This is a genomic window from Methylobacterium sp. J-043, assembly GCF_022829505.1.
Classification (GTDB): domain Bacteria; phylum Pseudomonadota; class Alphaproteobacteria; order Rhizobiales; family Beijerinckiaceae; genus Methylobacterium; species Methylobacterium extorquens_A.
In genome coordinates, this window is sequence record NZ_JAKSYB010000049.1 from 41,631 (window position 1) to 63,642 (window position 22,012).

17 protein-coding genes are annotated in these 22,012 nt (G+C 64.2%); 2 read left to right on the forward strand and 15 right to left on the reverse strand.

Annotated features, from left to right (window positions below; genetic code table 11):
• Positions 1-245: 245 nt before the first annotated feature.
• The 4 genes from hsdR to MKK50_RS13400 all read right to left on the reverse strand — a co-directional run bounded on the left by hsdR (position 246) and on the right by MKK50_RS13400 (position 6,461).
• A complete protein-coding gene (gene hsdR / locus MKK50_RS13385) occupies positions 246-2,576 on the reverse strand; it encodes an EcoAI/FtnUII family type I restriction enzme subunit R (protein WP_499022911.1) in 2,331 nt (776 codons plus the stop codon).
• The gene (locus MKK50_RS13390) at positions 2,573-3,823 is read right to left on the reverse strand and encodes a restriction endonuclease subunit S (protein ID WP_499022913.1); all 1,251 of its coding nucleotides are present in this window, start codon (positions 3,821-3,823) and stop codon (positions 2,573-2,575) included. Before MKK50_RS13390 ends, hsdR begins: the two co-directional genes overlap by 4 nt.
• The gene (locus tag MKK50_RS13395) at positions 3,820-5,271 is read right to left on the reverse strand and encodes a class I SAM-dependent DNA methyltransferase (protein ID WP_499022915.1); all 1,452 of its coding nucleotides are present in this window, start codon (positions 5,269-5,271) and stop codon (positions 3,820-3,822) included. Before MKK50_RS13395 ends, MKK50_RS13390 begins: the two co-directional genes overlap by 4 nt.
• Before the next feature lie 323 nt (positions 5,272-5,594).
• Positions 5,595-6,461, reverse strand: a complete 867-nt coding sequence (locus MKK50_RS13400) for a methionyl-tRNA formyltransferase (protein ID WP_499022918.1) — start codon at positions 6,459-6,461, stop codon at positions 5,595-5,597.
• A gap of 166 nt (positions 6,462-6,627) precedes the next feature.
• Here MKK50_RS13400 and MKK50_RS13405 point away from each other — a divergent pair, with 166 nt between their 5' ends.
• Positions 6,628-7,362 carry an SDR family NAD(P)-dependent oxidoreductase gene (locus tag MKK50_RS13405; protein ID WP_253374123.1) on the forward strand — a complete coding sequence of 245 codons (735 nt, stop codon included), beginning with the start codon at positions 6,628-6,630 and terminating at the stop codon, positions 7,360-7,362.
• Between the two features lie 53 nt (positions 7,363-7,415).
• Here MKK50_RS13405 and bcsS read toward each other — a convergent pair whose 3' ends face one another.
• The gene (bcsS, locus tag MKK50_RS13410) at positions 7,416-8,177 is read right to left on the reverse strand and encodes a cellulose biosynthesis protein BcsS (RefSeq protein ID WP_499022920.1); all 762 of its coding nucleotides are present in this window, start codon (positions 8,175-8,177) and stop codon (positions 7,416-7,418) included.
• A gap of 251 nt (positions 8,178-8,428) precedes the next feature.
• On the opposite strand from bcsS, the gene MKK50_RS13415 reads away from it, so the two are divergent.
• Positions 8,429-9,061 (forward strand): exopolysaccharide biosynthesis protein, encoded by a 633-nt coding sequence (locus MKK50_RS13415; protein WP_301288639.1) that lies wholly within the window; start codon positions 8,429-8,431, stop codon positions 9,059-9,061.
• 366 nt (positions 9,062-9,427) lie between these two features.
• Here MKK50_RS13415 and MKK50_RS13420 read toward each other — a convergent pair whose 3' ends face one another.
• The 10 genes from MKK50_RS13420 to nuoL all read right to left on the reverse strand — a co-directional run bounded on the left by MKK50_RS13420 (position 9,428) and on the right by nuoL (position 21,968).
• Positions 9,428-10,138 (reverse strand): ABC transporter ATP-binding protein, encoded by a 711-nt coding sequence (locus MKK50_RS13420; RefSeq protein WP_499022922.1) that lies wholly within the window; start codon positions 10,136-10,138, stop codon positions 9,428-9,430.
• Positions 10,139-10,153: 15 nt separating this feature from the next.
• Positions 10,154-11,473: a lipoprotein-releasing ABC transporter permease subunit gene (locus tag MKK50_RS13425; protein ID WP_499022924.1), complete on the reverse strand. Its 1,320-nt coding sequence runs from the start codon at positions 11,471-11,473 to the stop codon at positions 10,154-10,156.
• 12 nt (positions 11,474-11,485) lie between these two features.
• Positions 11,486-12,811: a proline--tRNA ligase gene (gene proS / locus MKK50_RS13430; protein ID WP_499022926.1), complete on the reverse strand. Its 1,326-nt coding sequence runs from the start codon at positions 12,809-12,811 to the stop codon at positions 11,486-11,488.
• 474 nt (positions 12,812-13,285) lie between these two features.
• A complete protein-coding gene (locus MKK50_RS13435) occupies positions 13,286-13,627 on the reverse strand; it encodes a DUF1467 family protein (RefSeq protein ID WP_015821650.1) in 342 nt (113 codons plus the stop codon).
• A 62-nt stretch (positions 13,628-13,689) separates the two neighbouring features.
• Positions 13,690-14,094, reverse strand: coding sequence for a methylmalonyl-CoA epimerase (gene mce / locus MKK50_RS13440; protein WP_003598176.1), 405 nt, complete (start codon positions 14,092-14,094; stop codon positions 13,690-13,692).
• Positions 14,095-14,240: 146 nt separating this feature from the next.
• Positions 14,241-15,914: a ribonuclease J gene (locus MKK50_RS13445; protein ID WP_253373887.1), complete on the reverse strand. Its 1,674-nt coding sequence runs from the start codon at positions 15,912-15,914 to the stop codon at positions 14,241-14,243.
• Positions 15,915-15,933: 19 nt separating this feature from the next.
• Entirely contained in the window at positions 15,934-16,824 is an 891-nt protein-coding gene (locus MKK50_RS13450; RefSeq protein ID WP_499022929.1) for a biotin--[acetyl-CoA-carboxylase] ligase, read from the reverse strand.
• Between the two features lie 19 nt (positions 16,825-16,843).
• Positions 16,844-18,283 (reverse strand): NADH-quinone oxidoreductase subunit NuoN, encoded by a 1,440-nt coding sequence (gene nuoN / locus MKK50_RS13455; RefSeq protein WP_253373885.1) that lies wholly within the window; start codon positions 18,281-18,283, stop codon positions 16,844-16,846.
• Positions 18,280-19,863, reverse strand: coding sequence for an NADH-quinone oxidoreductase subunit M (locus MKK50_RS13460; RefSeq protein WP_499022931.1), 1,584 nt, complete (start codon positions 19,861-19,863; stop codon positions 18,280-18,282). The genes nuoN and MKK50_RS13460 overlap by 4 nt, the downstream gene beginning before the upstream one ends.
• On the reverse strand, positions 19,863-21,968 hold the full coding sequence (nuoL, locus tag MKK50_RS13465) for an NADH-quinone oxidoreductase subunit L (RefSeq protein WP_499022933.1): 2,106 nt from the start codon (positions 21,966-21,968) through the stop codon (positions 19,863-19,865). Before nuoL ends, MKK50_RS13460 begins: the two co-directional genes overlap by 1 nt.
• Positions 21,969-22,012 lie beyond the last annotated feature (44 nt).

The window sequence follows — 22,012 nt, forward strand, 5'->3', positions numbered from 1 at the left end:
GAACCGGACGTTCAAGCTAGCAGCGGTTGGTCTGGTTTGGGAGCGCCTTCAACGAACCTGTGAACCCAAGTGCAATCTGAACGCCGATCGGCATGCTGAGAGTTCGAGTCAAGAGAAAGCCGGTGGGGCCCTTTTGAATGCTGATCACGCTTCACAGGGAGGTAGCAGAGAAATTCAGCGGGCGCGGCTGTGGGGTGCCTTGATCGACATCCGCTGTGAACACGTTATCCAGTATGGACGAGCGATTAGTTGTACAGATGACGCTGGAACCCCACGAAAGCGTCTCTTATTTTGGCTACTCCGCCAAGCTCAGAAGCGGCGTCGCTGACTGCGCGGTATTTCAATTCGAGTAGACGCGGCAGTTTGGTCTGATCGAGTTCGCCCACGCCCTCTTTGACGTATTGAAACAAAACAAATTCAAGGAACGCTCGAAGCTTAGGATCATACTGGGCAGATATTGCCGGCCAGCTCGCGTCGGCTCGCTCCTGTCGGGTGATCGGTGAAAGCGCGAAAGCGATATAGGCCAGAACGTCATAAAGGTCGCTTTTCTCGGCGTCGATCATGCGTTCGATCTCGCGGAGTTGCTCGGCCCCGTATCCCTTTTCGGCGAGGTTATCGAGGAGGGCCTTGCGGGTGTCCGGCTGGCTCCACAGAGCGCGCAGCTCGTCTTCATCCTTGAACAGCGTCGGCAGCTCACCGAACAGGCGCGTGATAAACTCGGCCGCTGACATAGGCTTGCCATCGACGCTCCAGAACGTCGTCGCCATCATGTGCTGAATGGCGCGCTCTTTACCGTCAGCAAGTTTGATTTTGAGCTTCTGTGTACGGGGCGGCTCTTCTTCGCCACCCTTGGTATTGCCGCCGTCTCCGCCTTCCGGCTCTCGTTCTTCGCCACCTCTCGGGGTGGGCGGAACTGGTTCGGCTGGCTCGCCGTCCCATTCGGGATCGCTGAAATGCTCGTATGCCTTCACGAAGTCATAGATCGTGAAATAGTCCTTGCCGTCGAACAGCCGCGTTCCCCGACCAATGATCTGCTTGAACTCGATCATCGAATTGACCAGGCGCATCAGGACGATGTTCCGCACGTTGCGCGCATCGACGCCAGTTGAAAGCTTCTGCGAAGTGGTCAAGATTGTCGGGATGGTCTTCTCGTTGTCCTGGAAGGTACGCAAGAACTGTTCGCCAAGCGCGCCGTCCTTGGCTGTAACCCGGACGCAGTAGTTCGGCTCCTTGCTCGTCTTCATCTGGTTCACCAGATCGCGGACGGCGAGCGCGTGGTCCTGGGTCGCGCAGAACACCAGAGTTTTCTGGCTCTGGTCGATAGCATCCATGAACAGCTTGACGCGATATCGCTCGCGCGCCGTGATTTCGATAATGCGGTTGAAATCGGCCTCGGTGTAGCGCCGCCCTTCCTCGATTTGGCCCTCGATCAGCTCATCGTCACTCGTGTAAACGTAATCGTCGAGCGTCGTGGCGATCTGTTTGACCTTGAAGGGCGTCAGGAAACCGTCGTTGATACCGTCCTTGAGAGAGTAGGTGTAAACCGGCTCGCCGAAATAGGCGTAGGTATCGACGTTCGCCTTGCGCTTCGGCGTCGCCGTCAGGCCTAGCTGCACTGCTGGTGCAAAGTAATTCAGGATCGCGCGCCAGTTGCCTTCGTCGTTCGCGCCGCCGCGATGGCACTCATCAATGATGATGATATCGAAGAAGTCCGGCGGATAGTCACCGAAGCTTGGCGCAGGCTGCCCTGCTGCATCGCGTCCGGTCATGAAAGTCTGGAAGATCGTGAAAAACACGTTGCCGTTTTTCGGTACGCGGCCGTTCTTGCGAATAATATCAGGATCGATGCGCACAAGCGCATCGTCCTGGAAGGCGGAGAACGAGTTGTAGGCCTGATCAGCAAGGATGTTGCGGTCGGCCAGGAAGAGAATGCGCGGCCGGCGGGTCGGCTCGCCGCCACCCTTCCAGTCGCCGAGGTTCCACCGGGCCTGAAAGAGCTTCCAGGCGAGCTGAAAGGCTATAAACGTCTTGCCGGTACCGGTCGCCAGGGTGAGCAGGATGCGGTCCTGCCCCGCCGCGATCGCCTCCAGCACCCGCCGGATGGCAATGTCCTGGTAGTAGCGCGCTTGCCACTGGCCGCCTTTGTCCTCGAAGGGAATGGCGGCAAAGCGGTCGCGCCAGACGTTCTGCTCAGCGAAAACCTGGTTCCAAAGCTCGTCTGGCGTCGGATAGGCATCCACGTACTGCTCGGCACCAGTCGTCATATCGATCTGGTAGATGCCGATGCCATTGGTGGAATAAGCGAAGCGCGCCTGCAGCTTCTCCGCGTATTTCTTGGCCTGGCCTACCCCCTCGGTGTCGGGCAAGTCGCGCCGCTTGGCCTCAATCACGGCGAGCTTGTGGTTTCGGTAGGTCAGCACGTAGTCCGCGATGTCCTGATTGGCCCGCTGCCCGGCGCCCTGAAGCCGACCGAGGGTAATGACCTCGCGCCGCACCCGGCTGGCCCCCACCACGCCCCATCCCGCCGCCTTGAGGGCAGGGTCGATCAGCTCGGCACGGGTTTCAGCCTCGTTCACTCGGCGGCCTCCTGTACTACCTCGGCAGACTGCGCAGTCAGCTCGCCAGCAAATGCCTTTTGCAGAATGATCTGCTTAAGCTCTGTGAGACAAGCTAATTTCCGCCGATAGAGGATTTCCAGGCTTTTAGTCTCCGCTTCTAAGGCCTGAATGTTATCGGCGAGAACCTGCTGCTCAGAGATTGGAGGAAGACTTACGGGGAGCGCTGAAAGCGCCTGCTGATTAAGGCTACTGATATTCGCACCATCTCCACTCTCAATGAGTGCATCCCGAGAAGCCTTCGATTTTAAAAAATAATTTAGGTATATAGAAAGTGCGTCCTTAGAAATAGCACGAATTCTTATCGTAAAACCCGAGTGAGACGTCTTATCTGGGACATCATTGGCAAGAATACAACGCCCAATCAACTGCTTATTGCCATTTGAACGAACCGTCAGAATATCCCCTGCGCGTAATTCGTAATCAGAGCTCAGCTTTCCATCGATTTGCACTGTCTCTAATTGGCCTGTCGGCACATAGAAGTTACGCTGAAAGTCTTTGACGCCAACGATCTTTATGATCTCACCTTTGCTACTCTTAGTAAAATTTAGACCATTTTTGAATGCAGCGACTTCACCCAATTTTTTCTCAATCCACCCGTCGCCTTTTCGGGCGAAGATCGAATTTAGATAGCTCTCAAACAGCTCGCGGGCGTTGGCGAGGTTCTTCTCGGCATTCGCAACAGCTGTGCCAATCGCCTCCAACGCTTCATCGAGAACGGCTACGATACGTCTCTGGTCCGGAATAGGCGGCAGAGGGATTTCGAATGAGGCAAGATTTTTAGCAGAAAGATTTGGCTGAGCTGCCCCATTCTCGAATTTCGCGATCATGTCGGAGCAAAGATGGCTTGAAAAATAAGCGGCCAGATAATATTTATTTAGTTTATCTTTTGGCCGCACTATTATCAATGATGAAGCAATCGCTCCTTCGTTGATACCTTCCACGACCGAAAATTTACCTAGAGAACCGCGTAGGCAAAATAGTAGATCACCCTCACGGATTTTTCCGTTGCTGAGCAAATCAAAGCGCTCTCTCGGGATGTAATCCATGTTTTCTAAATCGATACCATCTTCTGTCAAATGGCCGGCATTAATGAATGGTACCCCGCTCTCGACGAATGCCTTGCGGCCAGGGTAGTTCTTACCCCTATCGCCGTTTTCAAATTCACAGAGATCCCCTAACTTGGCGGAATACCAGCCTTCCCTCATAACATCCCCCGGATGTTCTCAAGGATACCTGCGCTCTCGATATCAAGCGTGATGATCTCCGCCATAATGTCCTGCGGCTCGCGCGCGGCTTCTTCCTCTGGCTTGTTGGGGTTCCTCACAGAAAGATCGAAGTTCGTCCGATTGATGCCCACGACATCGACTGTCCATGACTTCGCTGAGTCCGCGAAACGTAGTTGCAAATCCACAAACTCCTTCAAATCATTGTCATTTAGTGCGGTCGTTTTCCCAAGGCTTCGACCTGGATCGAGCTGGTAATACCAGACTTTCCGGGTCGGTGACCCCTTCTCAAAAAACAGTACGACAGTCTTCACGCCAGCCCCGAGGAACGTCCCGCCAGGGCAATCTAGCACAGTATGCAGATTGCAGCTTTCCAACAGCTCCTGCCGGAGCGCCCGCGCCGCACCGTCCGAATTCGATAGGAAGGTGTTCTTGATTACGATGGCTGCCCGGCCGCCCGCTTTCAGATGCTTAATGAAATGCTGCAGGAAGAGAAATGCGGTTTCACCCGTCTTGATGGGGAAGTTCTGCTGCACTTCCGGCCGCTCCTTTCCACCGAAAGGCGGGTTAGCCAAAATCACGTCAAAGCGGTCCCTTTCCTGAACGTCCGCCAGGTTTTCGGACAGCGTATTAGTATGGACAATGTTCGGTGCGTCGATGCCGTGGAGGATCATGTTCATGGTAGCAATGACGTAGGCGAGGCTCTTTTTCTCCTTGCCGTAGAAGGTGTGCGTTTGCAGCGTTTTGAGCTGGCTGGTGGTCAGTTCGCCCTGGCGTAGGTGCTCATAGGCTTCGCAAAGGAACCCCGCTGATCCAAGCGCGCCATCATAGATCCGCTCTCCGATTTTCGGTTTCGTCACTTGGATCATGGCGCGAATGAGCGGGCGCGGCGTGTAATACTCGCCGCCGTTCCGGCCCGCGTTGCCCATGTTCTTGATTTTGGCTTCGTAGAGATGAGAAAGCTCGTGCTTCTCCTTCTGCGACTGGAAGCGCAGCTCGTCCACCAGCTCGAGAGCGTCGCGCAGCGAATAGCCACTCTGGAAACGATTTTTTATCTCACTGAAAATTTCGCCGATCTTGTATTCAATAGTGTCGGGACCGCTGGCGCGTTGCCTAAAGCCTTGCAGATAAGGGAACAGCTTTCGGTTCACATAATCGATTAAGTCGTCGCCCGTTAGAGCGGTGTCATGGTCGAATGACCCATCAGCCTTTTTTGGGGCAGCCCACTTTGACCACCTGTAGTCATCATCAATGATGAATGCATAGGGCTTGCCGACAAGCTCTGCCTCCATGGCTCGCCCTTGTTCCAGGTCGTCCAAATACTTTAAAAATAAGATCCAAGATGTTTGCTCGGTGTAATCGAGCTCTGTGGTGCACCCCGCCTCTTTCCACAAAACATCGTCGATATTTTTAAACGTCTGTTCGAACATGCGGTTTTCCAGCTTAACGTTGCGGGCAGAGTGCCCACAAGTCTCTTCAAATTTCAAGGTTTTCGTCAGCCCGAACCTACTGCTGGTTGCAGGCCTCGAATTTAACCCAAACCATCAGCAAGCCAGTTTTTTTTAGTATGGTCCAGGCGAACCCCGGCCATCGGTCTGTTTTGGATGCCCACTGAGACCATCCAAAGCGAACTTTCTCAACCGATCCAATCATAGCAGACCAGCAAGCCGGACTGCCACGGAGCAGACATCTTGAGGGTCTGCTTGGGGTCGCAAGCAGCCCTTCGCACGGTCAAGCTGATTGGGTTTTGACCCTAGCGCCCGATCTGTCCGGCCTCGTTGAGCGGCACCGGGCTCCAGCGGGTGAGCTGCACATAGCCATCGCGGGCGGACACCACGATCTGGCGGCGGTAGCGGTGCACCACGGTGCCGGGGGCATGACGGTGGGCCTCCTGCCAGCCATCGGCGGCGGCGACGAAGATGCGGGCGTCGCCGAGACGGGCGATGGTCTCGATCGCGCCGAAGGCGCGCACGCGACGCAGCACCTCGGCGACGTCCTTGCGGAAGTCGAGGGTGCGGTCGGCGTCGTTCACCCGCGGCCAGTATGAGCCGTCGCCCTGCGGTTCCGCCTTGCGCCAGTGCTCGGCAAGATCCTTCCCGATCGGCCCGACGGCGAGGCGGCGGGCCGCCATCTGGCACTTGGCGAGCAGCGTCTCGTGGGTCTCGTGGCGATCGACGGGGAAGATGTCCTGGGCGAGGATGTCGCCGGTGTCGAAGCCCTGCTCGGCGAGGACGTGGGCGGTGACGCCCCAGCTCTCGTAGCCATCGAGAACCGCCTTGAAGAGCGGGTAGGGCCCCCGCCCCGTCGGCAGCGGCGAGGGATGGAGGTTCAGGGCGTAGCGCACCCGCCCGTGCCAGCCCCGCACGAGCCAGGGATAGCCGGAGACGACGAGGACCACGTCGCGGCCGTGCTCGTGCGCGAGCCGCTCGATGTCGTCGGGCAGCAACCGCGAGAGCTGGATCGGGATGCGGTGGCGCCGGGCCTGGGCCACCACGACCTCGTTGTGATCGTAGATGCCGTCGCAAGGGCGGGTGAACAGCTTCACCGGCGTCCAACCGGCCTCGATCAGCCCGTCGAACACGCCGCCGAGGAAGTCGATGCCGGCAAAGGCGAATTTCATGGGCAGAGACGTCCCGTGGCTGGCGACCCTGCGACGTTCGGCGCAGGGCGGCGGCGGCTTTGATCGGCTCCACGCCGATCAACTCCGCCTTAGCTAGTGGATTTCAGGCATGGGTGAAATCTTTGCGCGGAATCGTTGGGTGGACGCCGCCCGACAGGGGGGCTTCATGGAACGGGTGGTGATCTACGGCGGAACCGGCGGCATCGGCCTTGCCACGGCGCGAGCCCTGCGCGAACGGGGCACGGCCCTCCACCTCGTCGGCCGCGATCCGGAGCGCCTGGAACGGGCGGCCTCCGAACTCGGCGAGACCGGCTTCACCGCGGGCGACGTCACCGACCCGGCCCTGTACCCGCGCGTCGCCTCGGAGGCGGGCCCGCGCCTCGGCGGCCTCGTCTACGCGGTCGGCACGATTCAGCTCGCGCCTTTGGCCAAGCTCGACCCGGCACGCATCGAGGCGGATTTCCGCATCAACGCGCTCGGCGCCTTTCTGGCGGTGCAAGCGGCGGCCCCCGCGCTCAAGGCCGGCGCGGGAGAGGCAAGCGCGGGCGTGGTGCTGTTCTCCACCGTCGCCGTCGCGCAGGGGTTCTCGCACCATGCCTCGGTCGCCATGGCCAAGGGGGCGGTCGAGGGCTTGGCCCTCTCGATGGCCGCGGAACTCGCGCCCGCGATCCGGGTGAACGTCGTCGCCCCCTCGCTCACGCGAACGCCGCTTGCCGAATCCATTACCCGCAACGCGACGCTGGCCTCCGGCATCGCGTCGATGCACGCGCTCCAGCGCCTCGGCGAGCCCGAGGATGTCGCGGCACTCGCCGCCTTCCTCGTCGGCCCGGAAGCGGGCTACGTCACGGGGCAGGTCATCGGCGTCGATGGCGGGCGCTCCTCGCTGCGCACCAAGGGGTAAGCCGCCCTCACGCGTCGTCCCGAAAGGTGGCCGCCGGCTTTCGGGACGATGCCTTAAAGCGTGCTCCAGACCACAAGGGAGACGTAGGGGCTCCACTGGTTGAGCGGCGTCTCGAGCTGGCCTCCGGCGGAGAGGCGGAAGCGGTAGCCGCCCATCGCGTAGTCAGTGACATGCAGCCCGACGCTCCATTTCCGGTAATCGGTCCGGTCGCCGTAGACCGCTGCCTCCGGGCCGAGATACGCGCCGAACAAGGCGGCGCCCCAGGACAGCCGGGCATAGGCGTCGCCGCGGGCGGAGCCGAGGATCACCGTCGCGGTCGCCAGCGTCGACTCGTTGGGTCGCGCCCAGACCTCGCCGTGCAGGCGCAGGCCCGCCCGCAGGGGGAGCGCCTGCACGAAGCCGGGGCCGGACAGCGCCTCCCACGAGGCTTCCGGGCCGGCGAACAGCGTCGCCGCTCCCCATTCGCGGATGAACTGGTAGCCGCCGAGCGCCGCCCCGAGCGCGGTGAAGCGCATCAGGACCGGCGCGCGGCCTCCGCCTTCCGGGCGAACGCCGCCCCCGGCCGTCACCAGAGCGACGGGGCCATCGCGGTCGAACCGATCGAAGACGAGCTTCGCTCCGGCTGCGGAAAAAGTCGAAGCGCCGGCTTCCATGCTGCCGAACAGCACGGTCCGAAGGGTGGCATCGTCACTGCGGGCCGGATCACAGGCGAAGAAGACGGCCAGGGCGAGGACAGCGAGCGCGCGACGACTTACGGCCCGCCGGGACGGAGCCGGGTGGCGCAAGCGATTATGGGAGAATGCGCGTGTCGACATTGGAGGTCGCGCAGAAGTCGGCGGAACGACCAATGGTTGTCACACCAAAAGGCTGTGGTTAAGAGAAATTTACAACTCACGTTAAGTTGTCAGTGAAGACATACTTGAAATAAGCATTCCGGCGGCTGAAGCAACCTGAGCGTGGGTCGCTTCCGTGTGGCACGGCACGCGCGCATGGGTCGGAGCGCTTGGCGGATGAGCCGGGTTGGGCTAGAGCCGCGCTCACCGAAAAATCCAACGGCCGAGCCGGTTTGTCCTCCGCTGCGCGCACTTCCGACGTTCTCACCATGCTTGCGAGCCAGGAGAGCGAGCGTCTGACCGTCGGCGACATCGTCGCCGTGCTACGGGACCGCGCCTTCGCGCTGCTCGTGGTCCTGCTCGGCCTGCCCAATTGCCTGCCGATGCCGCCGCCGATCCCGCTGGTTTGCGGTCTGATCCTGCTCGTCATCGCCATCCAGATCGTGGCCGGGATGTCATCCCCATGGCTGCCTCGGCGTCTGCTCGACCAGTCGATCGCCCGCGCGACAGTGGAGAAGGCGGTGAACCGGGCGGTACCCCTGCTGCGTCGGCTGGAGCGCTGGTCGCGCCCGCGCCTGACCGTGTTCGACGGGGCCGTCGGAATGCGCGGCATGGGCGTGCTGATCCTGGCGCTGGCGCTGGCGCTTATCGTCGCCCCGCCCTTCTTCGGCCAGATCCCGCTCGGGCTCGCGGTCTCGCTGATCGGCCTCGGGCTGGTGGAGCGCGACGGATTCGTGGTGCTGATCGGCCTGTTGATCGGCGGTGTCGGCGTCGGGATCTCGATCGGCTTTGTCTACACCCTGTTCGCCAGCATCATGGGCGCCTTTGCCTGGCTCTCGCAGGCGATCCCCAGCCTCGGGCTGTAGCGCGCCTCTCCAAGCCGCCGGACGGTGCCGCGCGCCTCTGAACAGGATGCTACCGCTTGTCGTGATCCGCGAGCATCAGCCAAGCGGTGGCACGGGGCGAACTGTCGGGAGCGGGATCATTCGGTTTCCGGTTGACCCATTCGGTCCGTTCTCGGTCCGGCAGCCGCTCGATCGCTTTTGGATGTTCGCTGTTGTTGCGAGGCGAAGCCGTTGCAATCCAGGCCTCCGCATCATCCGGAGAGGTTGCGCCGTGGATCGCTTCAGCTCCATCTCGCAATGACGGCGTGGGGCCAAACCCGAAGCGATTAACCGGAAACCGTATCATACCCGTTGATGCGTCCGCTGCGCTGACGCTCTCGATGTTCCCTATGCCAACTGCTCGATCATCCCGTCGCGGATCGTCACGCGGCGGTCCATGCGGGCGGCCAGTTCCATGTTGTGGGTCGCGATCAGAGCCGCGAGGCCGGAGGCGCGCACGAGCTGGAGCAGGATGCTGAAGACCCGGCCGGCGGTCTGGGGGTCGAGGTTGCCGGTCGGCTCGTCGGCGAGCAGCAGCCGAGGCCCGTTGGCGACCGCGCGGGCGATGGCGACGCGCTGCTGCTCGCCGCCCGACAATTCGGCCGGGCGATGCGGCAGCCGCTCCTTCAGGCCGAGGAAGCCGAGGAGTTCGGCAGCGCGCGCCTCCGCCTCCTTGCGGGCCAGCCCGCGGATGAGTTGGGGCAGCACCACGTTCTCCAGCGCCGAGAACTCCGGCAGCAGGTGGTGGAACTGGTAGACGAAGCCCATCTCCTCGCGCCGCAGGCGGGTGCGCTCGCCATCCGACATGCCGGCCGTCGGTTGGCCGCCGATATAGACCTCGCCGCCGTCCGGCCGCTCCAGGAGGCCGGCGACGTGGAGCAGGGTCGATTTACCCGCGCCCGACGGCGCGACCAGGGCGACGAGTTCTCCGGGCCAGATCGCGAGATCGGTGCCGCGCAGAATTTCGAGCGTCCCCTCGCCCTGATGGTAGCGGCGCTGGACGCCGGCGAAGAACAGGGCCGGCACGGGCTGGGCGCCGCCGGCATTCGTCTGAGCCATATCGGGGGCGTTCCGTCAGCCGTAGCGCAGGGCCTGCACCGGATCGAGCCGGGCGGCGCGCCAGGAGGGATAGAGGGTCGCCGCCAGCGACAGCAGCACCGAGGTGATCACGATGATGACGACCTCGCTCGTGTTCATCTCGGCCGGGATCTCGGCGAGGAAGCGCACGGTCGGATCCCAGGCGGTGGGAAACAGGGTGCGCTGGATCGGCTTGATGTTGAGGGTGAACAGCACGCCGCCGATCAGCCCGATTGCCGTGCCGACGAGGCCGATCAGCGCTCCGTTGATGAGGAAGACCCGCATGATCGTGCCCGGCGTCGCCCCCATCGTGCGCAGGATCGCGATGTCCGAGGACTTGTCGCGCACGAGTAGGATCAGCCCGGAGATGATGTTCAAGGTCGCCACGATCACGATGAGGTTGAGGATCAGGAACATCACGTTCCGCTCCACCTCCAGGGCACCGAAGAAGGTGCGGTTGGTCTGGCGCCAGTCGGTGAGCAACACCGGGCGTTCGGCCGCCATCTCGAGGGGCTCGCGCATCTCGCCCACCGCATCGGCGTTGTCGAGATAGATCTCAATCACGCTGACATCGCCGTCGCGGTTGAAGAAGGCTTGCGCCTCGGCCAGCGGCATGAACGCCATGGTGGTGTCGAAATCGGTCACGCCGATCTCGAAAATCGCTTTCACGGTGTAGGTCTTGGTGCGCGGCGCGGTGCCGAACGGCGTGCTCGCGCCCTTCGGCGTCGAGAGCGTCACCTGATCGCCGGCCTGGAGACCGAGGGCGTCAGCGAGCCGCTTACCGAGCGCCACCCCCTGGCCGTCGTCGAAGTTCTCCAGCGTCCCGCCCTTGATCGCGCCGGAGACGGCGGGGATCTTCGGCAGGTCGGCCTCGCGCACGCCGCGCACGAGCACCCCGGAGCCGCCATAGGGCGAGGAGGCGAAGGCCTGCCCCTGCACCATCGGCACCACGGCGCGCACGCCCGCGACCTTTTCCAGCCGGTCGGAGAGATCGACGTAGTCGGTGAACAGCCGGTCGATCGGCGCAGCGAAGACGTGGCCGTTGAGCCCGATGATCTTGGAGCGCAACTCGGAGCGGAAACCGTTCATCACCGAGAGCACGATGATGAGGGTGGCCACACCCACCGCGATGCCGAGCACCGAGAACAGGGCCACCACCGAGACGCCGCCGCCCCGGCGGCGCGCCCGCAGGTAACGGCCGGCGATGATCCACTCGAACCCCGCGAAGGGCGGCGTGGAGGCGCTCGCGCGGGCGTTCTTCAGCCGTGCGAGGATGCCCTTCAAGGAGACACCGGCCTTACCCAACGCAAGCGCCATCGCGGCCGGTCCTCAGAGGCGCCGGATGCGGGCGGGGAGATCGACGGGATCGAGGGTCTCGCGCTCCCCGCTGGCGCGGCGCTTCAGCTCGATCTTGCCTTCGGCGAGTCCCTTCGGGCCGACGATCACTTGCCAAGGCAGGCCGATCAGGTCCGCGGTGGCGAACTTGGCGCCCGGCCGCTCGTCGCGGTCGTCGTAGAGGACCGACAGGCCCGCCGTCTCCAAGGCCGCCTGGATCTCGGCGCAGGCGGTGTCGCAGGCACCATCCCCGACCTTGAGGTTGATCAGCGCCACGTCGAAGGGGGCGACCGCGTCCGGCCAGATGATGCCGGCCTCGTCGTGGCTCGCCTCGATGGTCGCAGCCACGAGCCGGCTCGGGCCGATGCCGTAGGAGCCCATATGGACCGGGCGCTCGCTTCCGTCGGGGCCGGTGACGACCGCCTTCATCGGGGTCGAGTACTTGGTGCCGAAATAGAAGATATGGCCGACCTCGATGCCGCGGGCGGAGAGACGCGAGGCCTCCGGCACCTCGGCGAAGACCGCCTCGTCGTGCATCTCGTCGGTGGCGGCGTAGTGCGAAGTCCAGGCATCGACCACGCCTTGCAGCCCGGCCACGTCGTCGAAATCGACGGACGGGGGCGGCACCGGCATGTCGAGATAGGCTTGGTCGCAGAAGACTTCGCTCTCACCGGTCTTGGCGAGGATGATGAACTCGTGGCTGAGATCGCCGCCGATGGGGCCGGTGTCGGCGCGCATCGGGATCGCCCTGAGGCCAAGCCTTTCGAAGGTGCGGAGGTAGGAGACGAAGACCTTGTTGTAGGAGTGGCGCGCCGCGGCCTGATCGAGATCGAACGAGTAGCCGTCCTTCATCAGGAACTCGCGCGAGCGCATGGTGCCGAAACGCGGGCGCACCTCGTCGCGGAACTTCCACGAGATCTGGTAGAGGTTCTTCGGCAGATCCTTGTAGGAACGGGTGCTGGCCCGGAAGATTTCGGTGACGACCTCTTCCGCCGTCGGGCCGTAGAGCAGGTCGCGCTCGTGGCGGTCCTTCAGACGCAGCATCTCCTTGCCGTAGGCCTCGTAGCGGCCGGATTCGCGCCAGAGGTCGGCCGCCTGGATCGTCGGCATCAGGATCTCGATAGCGCCCGCACGGTCCTGCTCGGCGCGGATGACGTCGCAGATCTTGTTGAGGACGCGCAGTCCCAACGGCAGCCACGCATAGATGCCGGCCGCCTCCTGTCGGATCATGCCGGCCCGCAGCATCAGGCGGTGCGAAACGATCTCCGCTTCCTTCGGCGTCTCGCGCAGGATCGGCAGGAAGTAGCGGGAGAGACGCATCGTTCGACCTTGGAAGCGGGCGGGCGCAGCCGGAGAGGAGCTAGGCCAGCGTGCGAGGGCACACAACACATTGCCCCCGCAAAACACAAGCGCCCTGCGAACACAGGGTCGGCTGGCAATGCGGCGGAACGAAGCCGGCGAAGCAGCGGCGCGCAGCGTTCTCGATGATCGGCGGAGGCTGCTTGACGCGCCGCTTGCAAAAAAGCGCCGCGAACCGTCTCTCCCCTGATGACAAAGGGAAATGTTCTTCCTATAAGCAGCGCCGTGATGGTCGCAGCCCACGAGGCAGCGCACGGTCCGGGTCTTGGGAGGAACAATCAGCCAACGCGCCGCAAGCAATGCGCGACATAAATCAGGCTGAAAAACACTTCGGTTATCCAAAGCAAGGCCTCGTGCCTTGCTTTTTGTTTTTGGACTAAGCCTCTTCTTGGGCTCGGTAGCCCTCTACGCCAGAGTCGGAGCGCCCCGTCGCCCTTACAGGCGGGCGAGCGGGAAGATCAGCAGCGCCGCGAAGAACGCGATGGCGGCCAGGAGCGTCGTCAGCAACGCCTTCTCACGCAGGCGCGGGCTCGCGGGCGCCCCCGGATCCTGGCCCGGCACCAGCCGCTGCGGATCGGCCTCGGCGGCATTGCCCAGCGGCAGGATCGCGAACAGGAAGGTCCACCACAGCACGAAGTAGAGCGCCAGCGCACCGAACACCGTCAGTTCGAACCCCTTCACGGCCACCGTCGCGAACAGCGCGGTCAGCGCTGCCACCGTCAGAAGGGTCAGTGGGGTCGAGGCGGTCAGGGTGCGAAGGGACAAGCGGGTCATCATTTTCAAAACGGCATGAAGCGGCCGGGCCAGCGCCCGACCGATCGAGATCGGAGGACTGTCCCTCAGACCTGCTCCAGCTCCACCAGCGTTCCCAGGAAGTCCTTGGGGTGGAGGAAGATCACCGGCTTGCCGTGGGCGCCGATCCTCGGCTCGCCGGTGCCGAGCACGCGGGCGCCGGCCGCCTTCATCTGGTCGCGGGCGGCGATGATGTCCTCGACCTCGTAGCAGACATGGTGGATGCCGCCGGCCGGGTTCTTGTCGACGAAGCCCTGGATCGTCGAGTTCTCGCCGAGCGGCGACATCAGCTCGACCTTGCTGTTGGGCAGTTCCACGAACACCACCGTCACGCCGTGCTCCGGCTGCGGCAGCGGCTCGGTCACCTTGGCGCCGAGCGTGTCGCGGTAGACCGCCGTCGCCGCATCGAGATCCTTCACCGCGATGGCGACGTGGTTGAGCCGTCCGATCATTGCTGCCTCCCTCCCTGTCTTCTCGAACCCCAGGCCCGGCCATCCTTGCCGGGCCTGATGACTGGATCCTGCGCCTCTCTCTGCGGAGCGGTCGCGCCTTCAGGCGCCCCGCGCCCGCTCGCCGTAGCGATGCGGGCGCGGGGCGATCAAACCTCCACCACCTGCACGTGACAGGCGGGCTTCTTGCCCCAGGCCTCGTTGACGGCGGAGCGCACGGCGCGGTCGACCGCGTTCTCGACGGCTTCCGAGTCCTTCATCTTGCCGCGCGACAGACCGTTGAGGGTGCGGTTGACCGTATCGACCACGGTGTCGAGCAGCGGCTCGCCGCTCCGGCCGCGATTGGGCAGGCCCATGATGTCGACCGCCGGATCGCCGATCACCTCGCCGCGCTCGTCGATGGCGATGGCCACCGAGACGATGCCGGTCTGCGAGAGCTTGCGCCGCTCGGGGATGGCCCGGTCCTTGGAGTCGATGAGGACGTTGCCGTCCTTGTAGAGCCGCCCGGCGCGGACATGCTCGACGATCTCCGGCTTACCCGGCGCGAGGCGGACCACCGCACCGTTGCGGGCCTTCACCACCGACTCGACGCCCTGCGAACGGGCAAAGCGCGCATGCTCGTCGAGATGCAACGCCTCGCCGTGCACCGGCACGACGGCCTTCGGCCGCGTCCAGGAATACATCGCCACCATCTCTTCGCGGCGCGGATGGCCGGAGACGTGAACGAGTTCGGTGCGGTCGGTGATGACCTCGATGCCATCCACGATCAGATCGTTGATGATGGCGCCGACATCGCGCTCGTTGCCGGGGATGGCGCGCGACGAGAAGATCACCCGGTCGCCGGCTGTGAGCGAGATCGCCGGATGGTCGTGGCGCGAGACCCGCGACATCGCCGCCCGCGGCTCGCCCTGCGAGCCGGTGAGTAGGCAGACCACCTTGTCGCGCGGGATGTGGGAGTAGGACTCGGCCGAGAGGAAGTCCGGCAGCCCGTCGAGGTAACCGCATTCGCGGGCGACATCGATCACCCGGTCCATGGCACGGCCGACGGCGATCACCTGACGCCCGCATGCCTGTGCCGCTTCCGCCACGGCACGGATACGCGCGACGTTGGAGGCGAAGGTCGTCACCGCGACGCGGTGGGGCGCGTTCTCGATCAGCTTGCGCAGGGTTGCGGAAACCTCGGACTCGCTCGGCGAGCGGCCCTCGCGCAGAACGTTGGTGGAGTCACAGATGAGCGCGAGGATGCCCTCGTCGCCCATTGCCGTGAACGCCTCGGGCGAGGTGGAGTCGCCGGCCACCGGGGTGTCGTCGAGCTTCCAGTCACCGGTATGCAGCACGAGGCCATGCTCGGTGCGGATCGCCACCGCGTTCGACTCGGGGATCGAGTGGGCTACCGGCACGAACTCGATCTCGAACGGGCCGACGGTGACGCGCCGGCCCGGCTTGATCTCGCGAAGATCCACCTTGGGCGCGCCGGGCTCGGAGAGGCGGCGGGTCTCCAGAAGCTGCTTGGCAAACCGCGTGGCGTAGACCGGCGCCTTGATGCGCGGCCATAGCTCGGAGATCGCGCCGATATGGTCCTCGTGCGCGTGGGTGATGAAGATGCCCAGAAGGTCCTTCTTGCGCTCCTCGATGAAGGTGAGGTCGGGGAACATCAGGTCGATGCCGGGCAATCCCTCTTCGCCAGCAAAGCCCATTCCGCAATCGACCATGATCCATTTGCGCTGCTTCTCGGGTCCGATCCCGTAGAGGCCCGCATTCATGCCGATCTCGCCCACGCCGCCGAGCGGCACGAAGACGAGTTCGTCCTGCCGTGTCGTCATCTTGTTCGTCTATCCAGTCTCAGGCCGCCGTCGCGGCACGTCCGAAATGCACCTCGCCCGCCGTCACGGTTCGTCGGGTTCCGTCCGGGGCGAGGATCACGAGCCGCCCCCCCTCGTCGATCGTTTCAAAGATGCCCGTCAGCGTAGCCTCGGCCATGCGAACCGAAACGGGGGCCCCTACCCCCGCCGCGCGCTCCAGCCACCGCCGCCGGATATTCGAGAATCCGCGCCCCTTGTTCCAGATCCGGACGGCTTCGACAAACCGTTCCGACAGGAATTCGAGCAGCATCGGCGCATCCGCCGCGGAAAAAGTCGCAAGCGCCGCCGCCGGATAGGGCAAACCGTCGGGCGCTGCCGCGACGTTGACGCCGAAACCGACGACGACGGCCCGTCGCCCGCCCGGCAGTGTCTCGGCTTCCAACAGGATGCCGGCGAGCTTTTTGCCATCGGCAAGAACGTCGTTGGGCCATTTCAGATGGATGGCGGATGAGGCAGGAGCAAGACCTTGCGGCGCCAATGCATCCCCACTCCCCGCACGCGGGAAGCGGGCTTCGGCGACCTCGTCGTCGCGCCCCTCTCCCTGCGTGCGGGGAGTGGGGCGCGCATGGCAAGCGTCGTGCAACGCGTCCACCAGCGCGCAACCGGCAACGAAACCAAGCGTCGCGACCATCTCCGGCGCCACACCGGCCACCGGCATCAGCAGACTCGCGGCAAGGTTGCCTTCCGGTGAGGTCCAGGCGTTGCCGCGTCGGCCGCGGCCCGCCTCCTGGCGATGGGTCGCGACCCAGAGCGGACCGGTCTCCCCGCCATGGGCGAGGCGCATGGCCTCGCTGTTGGTCGAGTCGAGCCGGTCGTGGCTGTGCAGCCGGTATCCCTCGGACCGGGCCGCCGGACTCAGCCGGAATGGCATCCGCCTCAGAACAGCGACCTCAGAACAGCGACTTGGCAGCGTCGCCGGCCGCCGAGACCAGCGGGGCTGGGATGAGGAAGAACAGAACCACGACCGCGCTCGACACGCCGAGCACGATGGCCGAGCCCGGCGGGATCCGCTCGTAGGGGGCCTTGGCCTCGTCGAAGTACATCACCTTGACGAGGCGCAGGTAGTAGAAGGCACCGACGACCGAGGTCACCACGCCGACGACCGCGAGCGTCACCAGACCCGCCTTGATGGCGGCGGCGAAGACGTAGAACTTGGCGAAGAACCCGGCGAGCGGCGGGATGCCGGCGAGCGAGAACATCATCGCGGCAAGGCAGAAGGCCAGCCACGGATGGGTGCGCGAAAGGCCCGAGAGATCGTCGATCGTCTCGAACATCTGGTTCTTGCGGCGCATGGAGAGCAGCACCGCGAAGGCGCCGAGCGTCATCGCGAGATAGATGATCATGTAGATCACCACACCGCGGATGCCCTCTTCCGAGCCCGCCGCGAGGCCGATCAGGGCGTAGCCGACATTGCCGATGGAGGAATAGGCCATCAGGCGCTTGATGTTGCGCTGGCCGATCGCAGCGAACGAGCCGAGCGCCATCGAGGCGATCGAGACGAACACGATGATCTGCTGCCAAACCGCCATGACGTCGGGGAAGGCGCCGATGAAGACGCGCACCGTCATCGCCATGGCGGCGATTTTCGGCGCGGAGCCGAAGAACGCGGTGACCGGCGTCGGCGAGCCTTCGTAGACGTCCGGCGTCCACATGTGGAACGGCACGGCCGCAAGCTTGAAGGCGACGCCGGCGGCCACGAACACGATGCCGAGCACGATGCCGAAGCTGGATGGGCCGTCGAGCGCGGTGACGATGCCGGGGAAGGAGACCGTGCCGGTGAAGCCGTAGACCAGCGAGGCGCCGTAGAGCAGCATGCCGGAGGAGAGCGCGCCGAGCACGAAGTACTTCAGGCCGGCTTCGGTCGACTTCACGTCGTCGCGGTGGAAGGCAGCGATGACGTAGGCCGCAAGCGATTGCAGCTCCAGCCCGAGATAGAGCGAGATCAGGTCGTTGGCCGAGGCCATCACCAGCATGCCGATGGTGCAGAGCACGATCAAAATCGGGTACTCGAACCGGTCGATGCGCTCGCGCTGGAAGTAGTCGCGCGAGAGCAGGATGGTCGCCGCCGAGCCGATCAGGATCAGCGCCTTCATGATCCGCGCGAACGGATCGGCGATGAAGGCGCCGTTCAGCGTCGTCACGTTGCCCGTCTGCGAAACGACGAGGAAGAAGGTGAAGATCAGCAGGATCAGCGCGCCGATGTTGACGCCCTCGGACGAACGCTCGCCACGCCACGCCCCGTAGAGCACGAGCAGCAGAGCGCCGACGCTCAGGACGATCTCCGGCAGGACCGGCGTGATCGCCGGCAGAACGGACTGGATCGGGGTCATCGCGCGGCGGCCTCGACGGTTTTCTGGGACTCGAGGACGGCCGTCTTCTCCGCAGCGACGGATTTCGCGGCTTTGGCGGCGGCCTCTGCGGTCTTCGTGTTGGCGAGCGCGCCGCGCATGTTCTGCACCAGTGCCTCGGTGGAGGGCGCGAAGGTGTCGAGCACGGGGGCCGGATGGACGCCGTACCAGATCGTCAGTGCGACGAGCGGCGCAATGATGATCTTTTCGCGCGTATCGAGATCCAAGATCCCCTGGAGGTTAGGCTTGTCGAGCTTCCCGTAGATCACCCGGGCGTAGAGCCACAGGGCGTAGCCGGCCGAGAGGATGATGCCGAAGACCGAGAAGAAGGCGACCGTAGGGTTAGCCTTGAAGGCGCCCATCATCGCCAGGAACTCGCCGACGAAGCCCGACGTGCCGGGCAGGCCGACATTGGCCATGGTGAAGACCATCATCGCGGCGGCGTAGAGCGGCATCCGCCGCACGAGGCCGCCATAGGCCGCGATCTCGCGGGTGTGCATCCGATCGTAGACGACACCGACGCAGAGGAAGAGCGCGCCCGAGACGATGCCGTGCGAGATCATGAGGAACAGCGCGCCCTGGATGCCCTGCTCGTTGAGGGTGAACAGGCCGAGCGTGACAAAGCCCATATGCGCCACCGACGAGTAGGCGATCAGCTTCTTGATGTCGGTCTGCATCATCGCGGTGAGCGACGTGAAGATGATCGCGATCACCGAGAGCGCGAAGACCAGCGGCGCGAACTCGGCCGACGCATCCGGCAGCATCGGCAGCGAGATGCGGATGAAGCCATAGCCGCCCATCTTCAACAGGATGCCGGCCAGGATCACCGAGCCCGCGGTCGGCGCCTCGACGTGTGCGTCGGGGAGCCAGGTATGGACTGGCCACATCGGCATCTTCACCGCGAAGGACGCGAAGAAGGCGAGCCAGAGCCAGGTCTGCATGTGCACGGGGAAGCGGTGCGCCAGCAGCGTCGGGATGTCGGTGGTGCCGGCCTCCCAGTACATCGCCATGATGGCGAGCAGCATCAGCACCGAGCCGAGCAGGGTGTAGAGGAAGAACTTGAAGCTGGCGTAGATGCGCCGCTTACCGCCCCAGATGCCGATGATGAGAAACATCGGGATCAGGCCTGCCTCGAAGAACAGGTAGAACAGCACGAGATCGAGGGCGCAGAACACGCCGATCATCGTCGTCTCGAGGACGAGGAAGGCGACGAAGTACTCCTTCACCCGGTCTTCGACCGAAAGCCACGATGCCCCGATGCAGAACGGCATCAGGAAGGTGGTCAGCAGGATCAGCGGCATCGAGAAGCCGTCGACGCCGAGCTTGAACCGGATCGTCTCGGCGAGCCACGCATGGCTTTCGACGAGCTGGAAGCTCGGGGACGCGATGTCGTAGCGGGCCCAGGCGGCCAGCGAGAGCAGGAAGGTGACGATCGTCGTGATCAGCGCCGCCCAGCGGGCGTTGCGCTTCACGGCTGCCGTCTCCTCGCCCAGGGTCAGGATGAAGGCGGCGCCCGCGAGCGGGACGATCAGAAGCCCGGAGAGAATGCCGAGGCCGAGCATCAATGGGTCCCCCCAGGCACGCCGGAGACGAGGTACCACGTGATCAGGCCGGCGACCCCGACGAGCATCACGAAGGCGTAGTGGTAGACGTAGCCGGTCTGGAGGCGGACCACGCCGCGGGTGATGTCCACCACCCGGGCCGAGATGCCGTCGGGTCCGAGGCCGTCGATGACACGCCCGTCACCCTCCTTCCAGAGGAACAGGCCGAAGTTCTTGGCCGGCCGGACGAAGATCCGGTCGTAGATCTCGTCGAAGTACCACTTGTTGAGCAGGAAGCGGTACAGGATCGGCTGCGACTCCGCGAGGCGATGCGGAAGATCAGGCCGGCGCAGGTACATCCAGAAGGCCAAGAGGAAGCCCGCGACCAGCATCATGAAGGGCGAGGCGGCGACCCAGCCCGGCGCATCGTGGATCTTGTGCATGATGTCGTTGCCGGACCCGTGCGGGAGCGCGTTGCCCCAGAACTTGTCCATGTCGTGCCCGATGAAGCGCTCCTTAAAGATCAGGCCGGCGAACAGCGCGCCGAAGGCCAGGATCGCGAGCGGGATCGTCATCACGAGCGGGCTCTCGTGGGGCTTATGAGGCGCGTGGTCGTGGTGCTCGACCGCGCTGTGCGAGGCGGGCTCGGCATCGTGGCCGTGGTCGTCGTGGGCGACGCCCTCGTGGTGCCCCGGCGCGCCGTCCGCCTGATGGGCATGGGCGGCGTGCGCGTGCTCGTCATGCGCATGGTCGTCGTGGCCGTGGGCGCCGTGCGCGACCCAGCGCTGCGGTCCCTCGAAGGTGAGGAAGAACAGCCGCCAGGAGTAGAACGAGGTCATCAGCGCGGCGATCACGGTGGCGAGGAACGCCAGCACGTGGCCGGGACGGTCCGACATGTAGGCCGCCTCGATAATTGCGTCCTTGGAGTAGTAGCCCGAGGTGAAGGGGAAGCCGATCAGCGCGATCGTGCCGATCGTCATCATCGCCGTGGTGAAGGGGATGTAGCGGCGGAGCCCCCCCATGTTCCGCATGTCCTGCTCGTGGTGCATCGCGTGGATGACCGAGCCGGCGCCGAGGAACAGCAGGGCCTTGAAGAAGGCATGGGTGAAGAGGTGGAACACGCCCGTGGCGTAGGCGCCGACGCCGAGGCCGACGAACATGTAGCCGAGCTGCGAGCAGGTCGAGTAGGCGATGACCCGCTTGATGTCGTTCTGCACGAGGCCGACGGTCGCTGCGAAGAAGGCGGTGATGCCGCCGATGACGGTGACGACGGTGAGCGCGGTCGGGGCCAGCTCGAACAGCGGCGACAGGCGCGCGACCATGAACACGCCGGCGGTGACCATGGTGGCGGCGTGGATGAGCGCCGAGACCGGGGTCGGACCCTCCATCGCGTCGGGGAGCCAGGTGTGCAGCAGGAACTGCGCCGACTTGCCCATGGCACCCATGAACAGGAGCAGGCAGGCGAGCGTCAGGGCGTGCCAGTCGTGACCGAGGAAGTGGAAGGTCGCGTCCTTCAGCTCCGGGGCCTTGGCGAAGATCGCGTCGAAGCCGACGGAGCCCGTCAGGACGAAGACGAGGAAGATGCCGAGCGAGAAGCCGAAATCGCCGACGCGGTTGACGATGAAGGCCTTCATCGCCGCCGCATTCGCCGAGGGCTTCTCGTACCAGAAGCCGATCAGCAGGTAGGAGGCGAGGCCGACGCCCTCCCAGCCGAAGAACATCTGCACGAGGTTGTCGGCGGTCACCAGCATCAGCATGGCGAAGGTGAACAGCGACAAGTAGGCGAAGAAGCGCGGCCGGTGCGGATCCTCGTGCATGTAGCCGATGGAGTAGAGGTGCACGAGGGTCGAGACCGAGGTCACGACCACCAGCATCACCGCTGTCAGCGTATCGACCTTGAAGGCCCAATCGACGGTGAGGTCACCGGCGGTGAACCACTGGGCGACGGGCACGGTCTCGGCGCGGCCGTCACCGGTGACGAGGAAGAACGCCCCCCAGGAGAGCAGTGCCGCGAAGGCGAGGCAGCCCGTCGTCACGAGCTCGCTCATCCGCGCGCCGATGAACCGGCCGAACAGGCCGGCGATCAGGGCGCCGATGAGCGGGAAGAAGACGATCGCGTGATACATGGGTCGGTCGTGCCTCGCAGCAGGCGGACGAAGGGGACGGGGCT